Below are 13142 nucleotides of genomic sequence, written 5' to 3'. Positions count from 1 at the left end.
GAAAACCTGTCAGGAGGAGGTGGCAACGGCTGGCGCCGTTACCCAAGGCCGGATCAGTCTTGCCCAGGCGAGATGCCCGAGCAGCAGAGCGAGACCGATGGAGGATGCGATGAAAATGACGAGGAAGGCATCGTTATAGGCAAGGATATTGGCCTCGCGCGTCACCTGCTGGCCAAGCAATTGCAGCCCCTCGGCGTTTAGCAGCGACTTGTCGGTAATGACCTTGCCATAGGCGCCGGAGAGCTGGGAAACGCGCTGGGCGACGAAGGGATTGGTGAGCAGGATATGCTCGACGAGTACGTTCGAATGGAACTTCTCGCGGATCGTGACGAAACTTCCAAGCGCGGCTTGAGCCAGGAGGGCGCCGATGCTCTGGGTGAAGAGGAAGATCACCAGGAAATTGACGATGAAGGGCACGCCCTTGGCGAGCACGGCGGCGAACCCCTTGGACATGACCGGCGGCAGGAACATGGCGGCACCGGCGGCGACCATGGCCTGGCTCAGATACATCTGCTCCGGCCGCGTCAGGCTGGTGGACTGGCTATCGAGCCATGCACCGCCGGCGATCAGCAGCAAGGCCAGTACATGGGCCGTTTCCACATAGCGCGTCATCATCAGGACGGTGCAGACCAGCCCACCAGCGATGGATGCGAGCAGGATGATCGAATACATCGTCTGGGTCTGATCGTTGAGCAGACCGAGCTGCATGTAGAAATTCGCGGCGGTCGTCGTCTGCTCCGAGCTCACGACGCGGAACAGCAGCAGCACGCCAGCCATGTGCATGTTCTCGCGGGTGAACAGCCAGCGCATGTCGAGAAGCGGCATCTTTCGCGGCAGTTCGAGGACCACCATGACGGTCAGGGAGGCGATCGAACCGGCCAGCAGCAAGCCAAGCCATGGCGCTTCGAACCACCAATAAAGTCTGCCGAGCGTCAGGAAAACCGCGAGACAGCCGAAACCGATCGCCAGAAGCAGATAGCTCAAGATATCCATCTTCTGGATCACCTTGGCGCGCGGCGGCGCTGTCAGTGGCAGCAAATAGACGACAGGCAGGGCGATCAACGCCAGTCCCATCTCGAATGTATAGAGTGCGTGCCAACCGCCCAGCTGCATCAGCGGCGGCGAGATGATGCGGGCGATCGGCGCCGACAGCGTCGTGTTCAGAAGCGCGAGGCTCAGTCCCACGGACAGTTTTCGAGCCGGCGGGAAGGCTTCGAGCATGTAGAGGAAGCCGAGCGTCGACAGCGGAGCCGCCGCCATGCCGCTCAGGAACCGGACGACGGTTGCCGAATGCAGATCCGAAACGAACAGGTTGAGGATCGATGCGATTACGAAGCAGATGATGCTGAGTTCGGCGAACCGTCGCAGGCCGTATTGCGAGCGGATTTTGAACAGCGCGATCGACATGGAGGCGTACGGCGCCATGTAGGCCGCCGACAGCCAGGCGATCTCCGTCGTCGTCGCCGACAACGATCCCTGCAGCTGGTAAATGTTGGCATTGAGCAGGTTCATGCCGAGGCCCTGCGTGAGAAACAGAAGGACCGAGGAAGCCATGTAGACAGCCGCTCTCCCTGGGCTCATCGACGCTGGCGGTGGTGGAGCAGCCACGGGTGGCGCGACAACGACAGACGCCGCGTCGCTTTCGCTGTGGTCTATCTCCCTCTCTTGAACCGCGGCGCTCATCTCCCGGTCAATCCCTGGTAATGACGAGGATATTTCCGGCCATCATACTGACGACCTGCAAGGCTGTCGCCTTGTCTTTCGCATCGACGCCATCAAGCACCTGTTGGCGGATCTCGCAGGCCAGCTTGTCGATTTCATCGGCAATGCCCCGCCCCCGCTCGGTCATGTGGATCTGCTTGGCGCGCCGATCGCTCGCCTCGATCCGACGCTCGATAAAACCCTGTTTTTCCATGCCATCCAGCAGGCGTACGATGGTCGGCGTCTCGATACCGAGCTCCTCGGCCAGTTCGCGCTGATTGAGGCCGTCCCGTTTGGAAAGCGCAAAAAGGGCACGAGCGCGTGACAAGGTCAGCCCCCTCTCCTTCACCCGCGCATCGAACAGCGCCCGCAGCTTGCGATTCACCGAAAACAGCGCATCGAACAACTGACGATTGACGGCCGAGTCGAACATTTCGTACCTTTTTCATATTAGTAGCATGCTAATTATTTTGACCCTATCTAGCGGCCGCCAAAGCCGTTTTCAACCCGGCAGACGCGATATCGGCAAAATTCATGTCAACGGCAGAAAGACGGACGGGTATGATGGGGCATACAGGCCACAACACGATTCGAACGGAAAACCGGTCAACAGTTAATGCCTGCATTGCCGGAATATCCGTGTTATTGCAGCAGGCCCTGTGAACAACGGTGACGGCAGGCTGCAAGACGCGATCCATCGACAGTCATTGATGCGATGCTCTTGACCCCCGCCGTCGCGGACCGCACAGGATGCCACAGCCAGAGACAGAGACGGAACGCCATGAACGAGATCGCGCGCAGACTTGCCCCCATCGCCAAGGACCAGACGGAAGCGCAATATCGCGAAGCCCCGAACAACCTTGAGGCCGAACAGGCGCTGCTCGGTGCGATCCTCGTCAACAACGATGCCTTCTACCGCGTCTCGGACTTCCTGAAGCCCGTGCATCTGATGGAACCGCTGCATCGCAAGATTTTCGAAGTGGCCGGCGACATCATCCGCATGGGAAAGACCGCCAATCCGGTCACCATCAAGACATTTCTGAAGGTGGACGAAAAGGTCGGCGACATGACGGTCGCCCAGTATCTCGCCCGCCTCGCCGCCGAAGCCGTATCGATCATCAACGCCGAAGACTACGGCCGCGCGATCTACGATCTCGCGCTGCGCCGTTCGCTGATCACAATCGGCGAGGACATGGTCAACATCGCCTATGATGCGCCGCTCGACATGCCACCTCAAAGCCAGATCGAGGATGCCGAACGTCGTCTCTTCGAACTGGCCGAGACCGGCCGCTATGACGGCGGCTTCCAGTCGTTCAACGATGCCGTGGCACAGGCCGTCGACATGGCGGGCCAGGCATTCGAGCGCGACGGCAATCTGTCCGGCATTTCGACCGGTATCGTCTCGCTCGATGCGCGCATGGGCGGCCTGCAGCGCTCCGACTTGATCGTCCTCGCCGGACGCCCGGGCATGGGCAAGACCTCGTTGGTGACCAACATTGCTTGGAACATCGCGGCGGCCTATGAGTCCGAGGTGCAGGCGGACGGGTCCTTCAAGGCCAAGAACGGCGGCGTGGTCGGGTTCTATTCGCTCGAAATGTCGTCTGAACAGCTCGCCACCCGTATCATGTCCGAGCAGACGGAAGTCTCGTCGTCGAAAATCCGTCGCGGCGATATCTCCGAACAGGAATTCGAAAAGCTGGTCGGCTTTTCCCAGACCATGCAGAAGGTGCCGCTGTTCATCGACCAGACCGGTGGTATCTCGATCGCCCAGCTTTCGGCCCGTGCCCGCCGTCTCAAGCGCCAGCGCGGCCTCGATTGCCTCGTGGTGGACTATATCCAGCTGATGACCGGCTCCGGCAAATCCAGCGACAACCGCGTCCAGGAAATTACCCAGATCACCACCGGCCTGAAGGCGCTCGGCAAGGAACTCAACGTTCCGATCATAGCGCTCTCACAGCTCTCCCGTCAGGTGGAAAGCCGCGAGGACAAGCGGCCGCAGCTCTCCGACCTTCGTGAATCCGGCTCGATCGAGCAGGACGCCGACGTCGTGCTCTTCGTCTTCCGTGAGGAATACTACGTGAAAAACCTGGAGCCGCGCGACGAGTTCGACCCGAAATACGAAGAGTGGAAGATGCAGTTCGAGAAGGTGAAGGGCACCGCGGACGTGATCATCGCCAAGCAGCGTCACGGACCGACCGGAACCGTCAAGCTCGCCTTCCAGGCGGAATTTACCCGTTTCGCGGATCTCGCCGATTCGAGTTTCACGCAATACGAGGAACATTGATCGGTTGGCATGCAGGTTTGCCAAACCTCAGTCATGTCGTGTTGCAAATCCGCATTCTTCCGGATAGTCGAATAGAAAACTGGCACTTCGCCGCGGCACCTCAGTCGCGGCTCCATCCCCCTATGAGGAAATCCGTTCATGGAAGCTTTTGTTGCGCTGCTTCAGGTCCTTGCGATCGATCTTGTCCTTGCGGGCGACAACGCCATCGTCATCGGCCTTGCTGCAGCCGGCCTTCCCAAGGAGCAGCGCGCGAAGGCGATCCTGATCGGTATCGCCGCTGCCACAGTCCTTCGTATCATCTTCGCTCTGCTGGCGACCCAGTTGCTGCAGATTCTCGGCCTCCTGCTCGTCGGTGGCATTCTGCTGCTGTGGGTCTGCTGGAAGATGTGGCGTGAACTGCGCACCGCCGCCCACGAGGAAAATGCCGGGCTCGAATCCCTGACCGGCGAGGACATCGACAAGGACGGCGTGGTTGGTGCCGGCGCGGCGCGCAAGACACTGAAGCAGGCCGCTCTGCAGATCGTTATCGCCGACGTTTCCATGTCGCTCGACAATGTGCTGGCGGTTGCCGGTGCGGCGCGCGAGCATCCGAACATCCTGGTCCTCGGGCTCGCCGTTTCAATCGCACTGATGGGCATCGCCGCCTCGTTCATCGCCAAGCTTCTCAACCGCTACCCCTGGATCTCCTATCTGGGTCTGGCGATCATTCTCTTCGTGGCGCTGAAGATGATCTACGAAGGCTTCATGGAAGTTGAACCGGTCATCATGTCGGCGCTTGGCTGATGGCTCAAGCGGCGGCAGACAGCTGGGCTGGACTGCCGCTTCCCCTCGTTGTCCTACCAAGACGAGGGCCGGGCTTTGCGCAGTGCAGATGATTGCGGAGCCCTACGCTTGGCTGTATCTCTGTTTTCATGGACCATTTTCACGATCCCTCTTCCGCTGATGCCGCCTTCGAGGCCGCGTCCAATCGCCTGACGATCGATCTCGGTGCGCTTGCCGATAACTGGCGGGCCATGAACAAGCTTTCCGGCAAGGCCCGGGCTGCTGCCGTCCTTAAGGCGAATGCCTATGGCATCGGCATCGGGCCTGCCGCCAGCACACTCTACCGCGCCGGGGCGCGGGATTTCTTTGTTGCAAACGCAGAGGAAGGGGTCGCCCTTCGCCCCATCGTCCCAGATGGCCGCATCCATATCCTCGCTGGCATGTGGTCCGGCAATGAGCGGTTGTTCTTCGACAACGACCTGATCCCGATCATCAACTCCGAGGAACAACTCGCCTTTTTCATATCGACGCTGTCAGAGCGCGGCGATCACCCGTGCGTCCTGCATGTCGATACCGGCATGAACCGGTTGGGCCTGGCGGTCGAGGAAGCGCTGACACTCGCCAATGATCCGGCCAGGCCGGCAAGCTTTTCACCCATTCTGGTGATGAGCCACCTTGCCTGCGCCGACGACCCGTCGCATCCGCTCAACCGCCGGCAGCTCGAATCTTTCCGGATGGTTACGGCCGCTTTTGAAGGCATCGAATCAAGCCTTGCCAATTCCGGCGGTGTTCATCTCGGGCCTGACTTCCACTTCGACCTGACGCGCCCCGGTATCGCCGTGTATGGCGGCGAAGCCGTCAACGACATGGCGAACCCGATGAAACCCGTCGTCACGGCGGAAGCCCGCATCCTGGTGATCCGCAGTGCCCGCAAGGGCGATACCGGAAGCTATGGCGGCTCGGCGCAGTTCACCCGGGACAGTCGTGTGGCCATTGCCGCCGTGGGATATGCCGATGGTTATCACCGCTCGCTCTCCGGCGGCGGCGTCACATTGCGCCAAGCGTCTCCCGGAGGCGCCTACGGTTTCCTGCATGGTGTGAAAATCCCGCAGCTTGGCCGCGTCACCATGGACCTGACCCTGTTCGACGTCACCGACCTGCCGGAAAATGCCGCCCGCCCCGGCGACTATATCGAACTGTTCGGCAACAACATCGCCGTCGATGATGTCGCCCGCGCTGGCGGCACCATCGGCTACGAAATGCTGACCAGCCTCGGAAGCCGCCATGAACGGGCTTACATCGAGGTGTAAGAAAGTAGGAACTGTTCCTACCTTATGGTATTGTTGGTGTGAGGAGAGTTCCCATGTCAAACTCGAAGAAATCCTTCGTCATCGGCGACCATTTCGACGCCTTCATCAGCCAACAGGTCACAAGCGGACGCTTTAACAACGCGAGCGAAGTGGTGCGAGCCGGGTTGCGGCTGCTGGAGCGCGACGAGGCGAGATTTCTGGAGTTGAAAAGGCTGATCCAGGAGGGCGAGGATGATATTGCCGCTGGCCGCGTTCATGAATATGCGGATGGGGACGCCCTTCTGCAGGACATAATGCACGGGCAGCATGACGATTAAGAGCCGCAAACCGGTTTTCTCGCGCGCCGCCCGGGCAGACCTGCGATCAATCTTCAAATATATCGCGGCACAAAATCCGGACGCTGCCGCTGCATTCGTTCTCGATATCCATTCGAAGATCAATTCGATTGCGCAAAACGGCTTCACCGGCGTTGCACGCGATCATCTCCGTCAGCAGTTGCGGGCCTTGCCATATCGCGACCGATGCATTTATTTCCGCGTCGAAGAATCCCATATCTACATTGTCCGCTTCCTTCACGGCTGGCAGGACATATCCTTCAAACACTTCCCCGAAAGCGACACTTGATGGCGAAAGCCCGGACACAATTCATCTGCCAGAACTGCGGCACGGTTCACACCCGCTGGGTCGGGAAATGCGAAGGCTGCGGCCAATGGAATACCATCGTCGAGGAAGACCCGATGGGGGGCATTGGTGGTGGTCCGGGCAAGACGCCGAAGAAGGGCCGCCCCGTCGCGCTGACCACGCTGTCGGGTGAAATCGAGGATGCACCGCGCATCACGACCGGCATTTCCGAACTCGACCGCGCCACCGGCGGCGGTTTCGTGCGCGGATCGGCCGTGCTGATCGGCGGCGACCCCGGCATCGGCAAATCCACGGTCCTGATGCAGGCCGCTGCCGCCCTGTCGCGACGCCGCCATCGGATCATCTATGTCTCGGGTGAAGAGGCCGTCGCACAGGTTCGCCTGCGCGCCCAGCGGCTGGGGGCTGCCGACACCGACGTGCTGCTCGCGGCCGAAACAAATGTCGAGGATATTCTGGCGACGCTGAGCGAAGGCAAGCGGCCGGATCTCGTCATCATCGACTCGATCCAGACGCTGTGGAGCGATATTGTCGATTCTGCGCCGGGCACAGTCACGCAGGTGCGCACCGGCGTGCAGGCGATGATCCGCTTCGCCAAGCAGACGGGTTCCGCCATCGTGCTGGTGGGCCATGTGACCAAGGAAGGCCAGATCGCCGGACCGCGCGTTGTCGAACACATGGTCGATGCCGTGCTCTATTTCGAAGGTGACCGCGGCCATCACTACCGCATCCTGCGCACCGTCAAGAACCGTTTCGGCCCGACCGACGAGATCGGCGTGTTCGAAATGTCCGACAGAGGACTTCGCGAAGTCACCAATCCGTCCGAACTGTTTCTCGGCGAGCGCAACGCGAAATCGCCAGGTGCCGCAGTCTTTGCCGGCATGGAAGGGACGCGTCCCGTGCTGGTCGAAGTGCAGGCGCTGGTGGCGCCGACCTCGCTCGGCACACCGCGCCGCGCCGTCGTCGGCTGGGACTCGGCACGGCTGTCGATGATCCTCGCCGTGCTGGAGGCCCATTGCGGCGTCCGGCTCGGCCAGCACGACGTCTATCTCAACATTGCCGGTGGATATCGCATTTCCGAGCCGGCGGCCGACCTTGCCGTCGCTTCCGCACTGGTTTCGTCGCTTGCCGGTCTTGCCCTTCCGTCCGATTGCGTCTATTTCGGCGAAGTCAGTCTGTCGGGGGCAATCCGGCCGGTTGCGCATACCGCCCAGCGCCTTAAAGAAGCCGAAAAGCTCGGCTTTTCACAGGCTGTCCTGCCATCCGCTTCGGCCGATCTGCCCAAGGGCGCCGGTATGAAGTGGGCGGAGATGGAAAGCCTGCCGGATCTGGTGGCGCGTATTGCCGGATCGAAGGGTGCGCTGAGGCAGACAGACGATGACGATTGAGGAAACCGTTGGTTAAAAATCGACGAATTCCGGTGAAAATAGTGTTCAGTCATGGACCATCGAAAGACGCTTGCGGCTTGATGATATATGGTCCACGGACAATCAGCGTCGGGTCGCGCATCTGATTGGGGTGCAGCGTCCCTTTCGGGTCCGGATGGACACGCTGCGTGGCAAGGCGGTTTCGGAGTAGGACAAATATGCCCATTACAATTCTCGACGGTATCGTTCTCGGCGTCGCGCTTTTCTCGGCCATTTTGGCCATGGTCCGCGGCTTTTCCCGGGAAGTCCTGTCGGTCGCAAGCTGGCTCGGCGCTGCCGCTGCCGCCTATTTCCTCTATCCTCACCTCCTGCCCTTCGCCAAGGGCTATACCAGCAGCGACACGGTTGCGATGATCGGCTCGGCCGGTGTGATCTTCCTCATCGCGCTGATCATCATCTCCTTCATCACCATGCGGATCGCCGATTTCATCATCGACAGCCGGATCGGTGCGCTGGACCGCACGCTCGGTTTCCTGTTCGGCGCGGCCCGCGGCGTTCTGCTCGTCGTCGTCGCCATGCTGTTCTTCAACTGGCTGGTTGCTCCGCAGCAGCAGCCAGTCTGGGTCACCACGGCAAAGTCCAAGCCGCTGCTCGACAATCTCGGCGGCAAGCTGATCGCGCTCCTGCCCGAAAACGCCGATGCGACGATCCTCGACCGCCTGCGTGGCAAGGACACGACCGGCGAAGGCGAAAACGAAGGCACGGGCGGCGCGACAACGCAGCCGCCGGCGGAAGAAACGCCGGCCACGAATGGCGCAGCCACAAACGGCTGAGTCCGACCATAAACACCATGGCCCGCTCCGGCGGGCCTTGTCCATTTTGCAATGATGATATGTGAAACCCTCAGGTCTTATCGACTTGAAGGACGGAAAATCTGATACGATATGCGAAACGCGTTTCAGCCGTCACAACAAAGGCCAACAGCGATGACCCATTTGCGAGCAGCAGAGATTCACGACGAGATCGATGGCGACACGCTGCACGAAGAATGCGGTGTCTTCGGAATCCTTGGACATCCGGACGCAGCGACCCTGACGGCGCTCGGGCTGCACGCCCTGCAGCATCGCGGCCAGGAAGCGGCCGGCATCGTCACCTTCGACGGCGCGTTCCACACGGAAAAGCGCATGGGCCTCGTTGGCGACCACTACACCGACCCGGCGATCCTGGCCAAGCTGCCGGGCACCATTTCGATCGGCCACACGCGTTACTCGACGACCGGCGAAGTGGCGCTGCGCAACGTCCAGCCGCTGTTTGCCGAACTCGAAGTCGGCGGTATCGCGATTGCCCATAACGGCAACTTCACCAACGGCCTCACGCTTCGCCGCCAGATCATCGCCACCGGTGCCATCTGTCAGTCGACGTCCGATACCGAAGTCGTTCTTCACCTCATCGCCCGCTCCCGCCATTCCTCGACCGCCGACCGCTTCATCGATGCCATCCGCCAGATGGAAGGCGGTTATGCCATGGTCGCAATGACGCGCACGAAACTCATCGCCGCCCGCGACCCCATCGGCATCCGGCCGCTTGTCATGGGCGAACTCGACGGCAAGCCGATCTTCTGCTCGGAAACCTGCGCCCTCGACATCATCGGCGCGAAATACATCCGCGATGTCGAGAATGGCGAAGTCATCATCTGCGAAACCCAGCCGGATGGCTCGATCCAGATCGATGCGCGCAAGCCGGCCAATCAGCAGCCGGAAAGGCTTTGCCTGTTCGAATATGTCTATTTCGCCCGCCCCGATTCCGTCGTCGGCGGCCGGAGCGTCTATGTCGCCCGCAAGAACATGGGCATCAACCTCGCCAAGGAATCGCCTGTCGAGGCCGACGTTGTCGTTCCGGTTCCGGATGGCGGAACGCCGGCAGCGCTCGGTTTCGCCCAGGCAAGCGGCATTCCCTTCGAATACGGCATTATTCGCAACCACTATGTCGGCCGCACCTTCATCGAGCCGACGCAGCAGATCCGCGCCTTCGGCGTCAAGCTGAAGCACTCTGCCAACCGGGCAATGATCGAAGGCAAGCGCGTCGTGCTGGTCGACGATTCCATCGTTCGCGGCACCACCTCGCTCAAGATTGTGCAGATGATCCGCGATGCCGGCGCGACCGAGGTTCATATCCGTGTTGCAAGCCCGATGATCTTCTATCCGGACTTCTACGGCATCGACACGCCGAACGCCGACAAGTTGCTGGCCAACCAGTACAACGACATCAAGGCGATGGCGAAGTACATCGGCGCCGACTCGCTGGAGTTTCTGACGATCGACGGGCTTTATCGTGCTGTCGGCGGCGAAGATCGCAATCCAGCTCGTCCGCAGTTTACCGATCACTATTTTACCGGGGACTACCCGACCCGTCTGCTCGACAAGAATGGCGAGACGGCCGGTCTGAAGCTCTCTGTCCTCGCCAGCAAGGGCTGATAGCCTTTCGAACACGCAAGGCGCCGAAAACCGGCCCTTGCGTCCATCCGCCACGATCCTCCCGTCCAGCATCTGCCTTGCATCCGAGCCCGAACGTGTGGCACAGCAAGCCGCATCAGAAATTCGGAGTCATCCAGACATGATCGATCTCAAGGGCCGCATTGCACTGGTCACGGGCGCATCGCGTGGTATCGGCTACTTCACCGCGCTGGAACTGGCCAAGGCCGGTGCACAGGTAATCGCCTGCGCCCGCACGGTCGGCGGCCTTGAGGATCTCGATGACGCGATCAAACAGGCGGGCGGACTGCCGGCGACGCTGGTGCCTTTCGATCTCGCTGACATGGCTGCGATCGACAAACTGGGCGGCGCCATTCACGAGCGTTGGGGCAAGCTCGACATTCTGGTTGCCAATGCAGGTGTGCTCGGCATCATCTCGCCGATCGGCCATGTCGAAGCCAAGGTGTTCGAGAAGGTGATGACGGTCAACGTGACGGCGACCTGGCGATTGATCCGCTCGGTCGATCCGCTGCTGCAACTGTCCGATGCCGGCCGTGCCCTGATCCTGTCCTCCAGCGCCGCGCACAAGTGCAAGCCCTTCTGGGGTCCCTACTCCGCCTCCAAGGCCGCCGTGGAAGCTCTGGCGCGCACCTGGGCCGGGGAAACCCAGCGTCTGCCGCTGCGCATCCTTTCGGTCGATCCGGGCGCAACGCGCACGGCCATGCGGGCACAGGCGGTTCCGGGCGAAGATCCGACGACATTGCCGCATCCGTCCGAAGTCGCCGCCAAGCTGCTGCCGCTCGTTGGTCCCGACCAGACGGAAACCGGCAAGCTGTTTATCGTGCGCGAAAACAGGATCGTTGATTACCGGTTGCCGGATTGATCCTTCGAGCCATAGAGACGAAAAAGCCGCCGCGAGATATCCGCGGCGGCTTTTTTCATGCTTTGATCGATTGCTTACTTCTTGTCGCCCGGCAGGCCATCTTCGGCTGTCGTCAGATGGTCTGGATGCAGCGGCCAGTCGCCGTATTTTTTCTGCCATTTGCGCGCGCCGAACGGCAGGCTGATCAGGTAGCCGACGGCTGTCAGCACCATGGTTTCCCAGGTGAAGCTCATCAGGGTCGCGACGTAGAGCACGACGAACAGGATGATCGGCAGGACGAGGTCACGGCGGACGCGGTTTTCCGACTTGCCGGACCAGACCGGCAGGCGGCTGACCAGCAGGAAGGCGATGAGGACCGTATAGATTGAAGCGAAGATCGCGATCGGCCGATCCGGCGCCACGCCCAGAAGACCGAGATACATCGGTAGCAGCACCAGCATGGCGCCAGCAGGCGCCGGCACGCCGACAAAATATTCCGACTGCCAGCTGGCCTTGACCTCACGCTCCGCCATGACGTTGAAACGGGCAAGCCGCAGGCCTGCAGCGATCACGTAGATCAGCGCGGCGATCCAGCCAAGTGACCGGGCCTGATCGAGAACGAAAGCATAGAGCACCAGTGCCGGAGCGACGCCGAAATTGACGATATCGGCGAGCGAATCCATCTGCGCGCCGAACTTCGACGTGGCCTTCATCAACCGCGCGACGCGGCCGTCAATGCCATCGAGAAAGGCGGCAACCAGAACCATGGCCACGGCAAGCTCGAACCGGTTTTCGAAGGCTAGGCGCACGCCGGACAGGCCGGCGCAGATCGCCAGTACGGTGATCAGGTTGGGCACAATGAGCCGCAGCGGGATTTCCCGCAGGCGGGGTCCCCGCGCCTCGTCGTTCGGGCCGTTCGGTTCAAAAGACGGAAAGGGCGTTTCCATGGCGTGCTCCTGCTCCTGTTTCAACGGCCGCAGTATCAGCCGCGACGGCTGATGACCGGTCCCTTTGACGAGCCGAATTCGGCCAGGACGGTTTCACCGGCGATCGCCGTCTGACCGAGGCTGACGCGCGGCGCGGCCTCCGCCGGCAGGAAGACATCAAGCCGGGACCCGAAGCGGATCAGACCGAAACGTTCGCCCGGCTGCAACGTATCGCTTTCGTGGGACCAGCAGACGATGCGGCGAGCGACCAGACCGGCAATCTGCACGACGCCAATCGTGCCGTGCGCCGTTTCAATCGCAAGGCCGTTGCGCTCGTTTTCATGGCTTGCCTTGTCCAGTTCGGCATTGACGAACTTGCCGGCGCGATAGGCGATGCGGCGGATCGTGCCGCCCATCGGCGCACGATTCACATGGCAGTTGAAGACGTTCATGAAGACGGAGATACGCAGCATCGGCGCGTCGCCCAACCCGAGCTCTTCCGGCGGCGTCATCAGCGCGATCGACGAGACACGACCATCTGCAGGGCTGATGACCAGATCATCGTCCAGCGGGGTCATGCGCTCGGGATCACGGAAGAAATAGGCGCACCAAGCGGTGAGGATGAAGCCGATCCACATCAGCGGCTCCCAGAGGAAACCGAGAACCAGCGAAACGACGAAGAAACCGGCGATGAAGGGATAGCCTTCCTTGTGGACCGGAACCAGCGTGTTGCGCACCGTATTGATCAAGCTCATGAACTCATCTCTCCAAATTTTCTTGCAACAGCACGTACACCGCATTGCCCTGACGGGCAATGCGG

Annotated in this window: 13 protein-coding genes; 9 read left to right on the top strand and 4 right to left on the bottom strand. The window is 61.0% G+C overall.

Annotated elements, in window-relative coordinates:
• Nucleotides 1-9: 9 nt before the first annotated feature.
• Both ASG68_RS27115 and ASG68_RS27110 read right to left on the bottom strand, forming a co-directional pair.
• A complete protein-coding gene (locus ASG68_RS27115; RefSeq protein ID WP_413814048.1) occupies nucleotides 10-1554 on the bottom strand; it encodes an MFS transporter in 1545 nt (514 codons plus the stop codon).
• 136 nt (nucleotides 1555-1690) lie between these two features.
• A complete protein-coding gene (locus ASG68_RS27110) occupies nucleotides 1691-2134 on the bottom strand; it encodes a MarR family winged helix-turn-helix transcriptional regulator (RefSeq protein WP_062610273.1) in 444 nt (147 codons plus the stop codon).
• A gap of 348 nt (nucleotides 2135-2482) precedes the next feature.
• Here ASG68_RS27110 and ASG68_RS27105 point away from each other — a divergent pair, with 348 nt between their 5' ends.
• The 9 genes from ASG68_RS27105 to ASG68_RS27065 all read left to right on the top strand — a co-directional run bounded on the left by ASG68_RS27105 (nucleotide 2483) and on the right by ASG68_RS27065 (nucleotide 11417).
• Entirely contained in the window at nucleotides 2483-3985 is a 1503-nt protein-coding gene (locus tag ASG68_RS27105; protein ID WP_062576235.1) for a replicative DNA helicase, read from the top strand.
• Between the two features lie 138 nt (nucleotides 3986-4123).
• Nucleotides 4124-4768: a TerC family protein gene (locus ASG68_RS27100; RefSeq protein WP_062576234.1), complete on the top strand. Its 645-nt coding sequence runs from the start codon at nucleotides 4124-4126 to the stop codon at nucleotides 4766-4768.
• 128 nt (nucleotides 4769-4896) lie between these two features.
• A complete protein-coding gene (gene alr, locus ASG68_RS27095) occupies nucleotides 4897-6057 on the top strand; it encodes an alanine racemase (RefSeq protein WP_062576233.1) in 1161 nt (386 codons plus the stop codon).
• A gap of 53 nt (nucleotides 6058-6110) precedes the next feature.
• Entirely contained in the window at nucleotides 6111-6374 is a 264-nt protein-coding gene (locus ASG68_RS27090; protein WP_062576232.1) for a type II toxin-antitoxin system ParD family antitoxin, read from the top strand.
• The gene (locus tag ASG68_RS27085) at nucleotides 6364-6681 is read left to right on the top strand and encodes a type II toxin-antitoxin system RelE/ParE family toxin (RefSeq protein WP_062576231.1); all 318 of its coding nucleotides are present in this window, start codon (nucleotides 6364-6366) and stop codon (nucleotides 6679-6681) included. The genes ASG68_RS27090 and ASG68_RS27085 overlap by 11 nt, the downstream gene beginning before the upstream one ends.
• Nucleotides 6681-8084: a DNA repair protein RadA gene (gene radA, locus ASG68_RS27080; RefSeq protein WP_062576230.1), complete on the top strand. Its 1404-nt coding sequence runs from the start codon at nucleotides 6681-6683 to the stop codon at nucleotides 8082-8084. Before ASG68_RS27085 ends, radA begins: the two co-directional genes overlap by 1 nt.
• A gap of 197 nt (nucleotides 8085-8281) precedes the next feature.
• Nucleotides 8282-8896, top strand: coding sequence for a CvpA family protein (locus tag ASG68_RS27075; RefSeq protein ID WP_062576229.1), 615 nt, complete (start codon nucleotides 8282-8284; stop codon nucleotides 8894-8896).
• A 153-nt stretch (nucleotides 8897-9049) separates the two neighbouring features.
• Complete coding sequence (gene purF, locus ASG68_RS27070) at nucleotides 9050-10537, top strand: amidophosphoribosyltransferase (protein ID WP_062576228.1); 1488 nt, start codon at nucleotides 9050-9052, stop codon at nucleotides 10535-10537.
• Between the two features lie 139 nt (nucleotides 10538-10676).
• Nucleotides 10677-11417 carry an SDR family NAD(P)-dependent oxidoreductase gene (locus ASG68_RS27065; RefSeq protein WP_062576227.1) on the top strand — a complete coding sequence of 247 codons (741 nt, stop codon included), beginning with the start codon at nucleotides 10677-10679 and terminating at the stop codon, nucleotides 11415-11417.
• Between the two features lie 74 nt (nucleotides 11418-11491).
• Here ASG68_RS27065 and pssA read toward each other — a convergent pair whose 3' ends face one another.
• Both pssA and ASG68_RS27055 read right to left on the bottom strand, forming a co-directional pair.
• The gene (gene pssA / locus ASG68_RS27060; protein WP_062576226.1) at nucleotides 11492-12343 is read right to left on the bottom strand and encodes a CDP-diacylglycerol--serine O-phosphatidyltransferase; all 852 of its coding nucleotides are present in this window, start codon (nucleotides 12341-12343) and stop codon (nucleotides 11492-11494) included.
• Nucleotides 12344-12378: 35 nt separating this feature from the next.
• A complete protein-coding gene (locus ASG68_RS27055) occupies nucleotides 12379-13077 on the bottom strand; it encodes a phosphatidylserine decarboxylase (RefSeq protein WP_062576225.1) in 699 nt (232 codons plus the stop codon).
• Between the last annotated feature and the right edge of the window lie 65 nt (nucleotides 13078-13142).

The organism is Rhizobium sp. Leaf453 (genome assembly GCF_001425605.1).
GTDB lineage: Bacteria > Pseudomonadota > Alphaproteobacteria > Rhizobiales > Rhizobiaceae > Pararhizobium.
Note: the sequence above shows the minus strand (reverse complement) of the source record. Positions and strands in the feature narration are given on the sequence as shown.

What these genes read in the sequence shown, in the direction of transcription:
- ASG68_RS27115 (WP_413814048.1), bottom strand. Translation starts at nt 1,554, where the DNA reads ATGGCTTCCTCGGTCCTTCTGTTTCTCACGCAGGGCCTCGGCATGAAC.
- ASG68_RS27110 (WP_062610273.1), bottom strand. Translation starts at nt 2,134, where the DNA reads ATGTTCGACTCGGCCGTCAATCGTCAGTTGTTCGATGCGCTGTTTTCG.
- ASG68_RS27105 (WP_062576235.1), top strand. Translation starts at nt 2,483, where the DNA reads ATGAACGAGATCGCGCGCAGACTTGCCCCCATCGCCAAGGACCAGACG.
- ASG68_RS27100 (WP_062576234.1), top strand. Translation starts at nt 4,124, where the DNA reads ATGGAAGCTTTTGTTGCGCTGCTTCAGGTCCTTGCGATCGATCTTGTC.
- alr (WP_062576233.1), top strand. Translation starts at nt 4,897, where the DNA reads ATGGACCATTTTCACGATCCCTCTTCCGCTGATGCCGCCTTCGAGGCC.
- ASG68_RS27090 (WP_062576232.1), top strand. Translation starts at nt 6,111, where the DNA reads ATGTCAAACTCGAAGAAATCCTTCGTCATCGGCGACCATTTCGACGCC.
- ASG68_RS27085 (WP_062576231.1), top strand. Translation starts at nt 6,364, where the DNA reads ATGACGATTAAGAGCCGCAAACCGGTTTTCTCGCGCGCCGCCCGGGCA.
- radA (WP_062576230.1), top strand. Translation starts at nt 6,681, where the DNA reads ATGGCGAAAGCCCGGACACAATTCATCTGCCAGAACTGCGGCACGGTT.
- ASG68_RS27075 (WP_062576229.1), top strand. Translation starts at nt 8,282, where the DNA reads ATGCCCATTACAATTCTCGACGGTATCGTTCTCGGCGTCGCGCTTTTC.
- purF (WP_062576228.1), top strand. Translation starts at nt 9,050, where the DNA reads ATGACCCATTTGCGAGCAGCAGAGATTCACGACGAGATCGATGGCGAC.
- ASG68_RS27065 (WP_062576227.1), top strand. Translation starts at nt 10,677, where the DNA reads ATGATCGATCTCAAGGGCCGCATTGCACTGGTCACGGGCGCATCGCGT.
- pssA (WP_062576226.1), bottom strand. Translation starts at nt 12,343, where the DNA reads ATGGAAACGCCCTTTCCGTCTTTTGAACCGAACGGCCCGAACGACGAG.
- ASG68_RS27055 (WP_062576225.1), bottom strand. Translation starts at nt 13,077, where the DNA reads ATGAGCTTGATCAATACGGTGCGCAACACGCTGGTTCCGGTCCACAAG.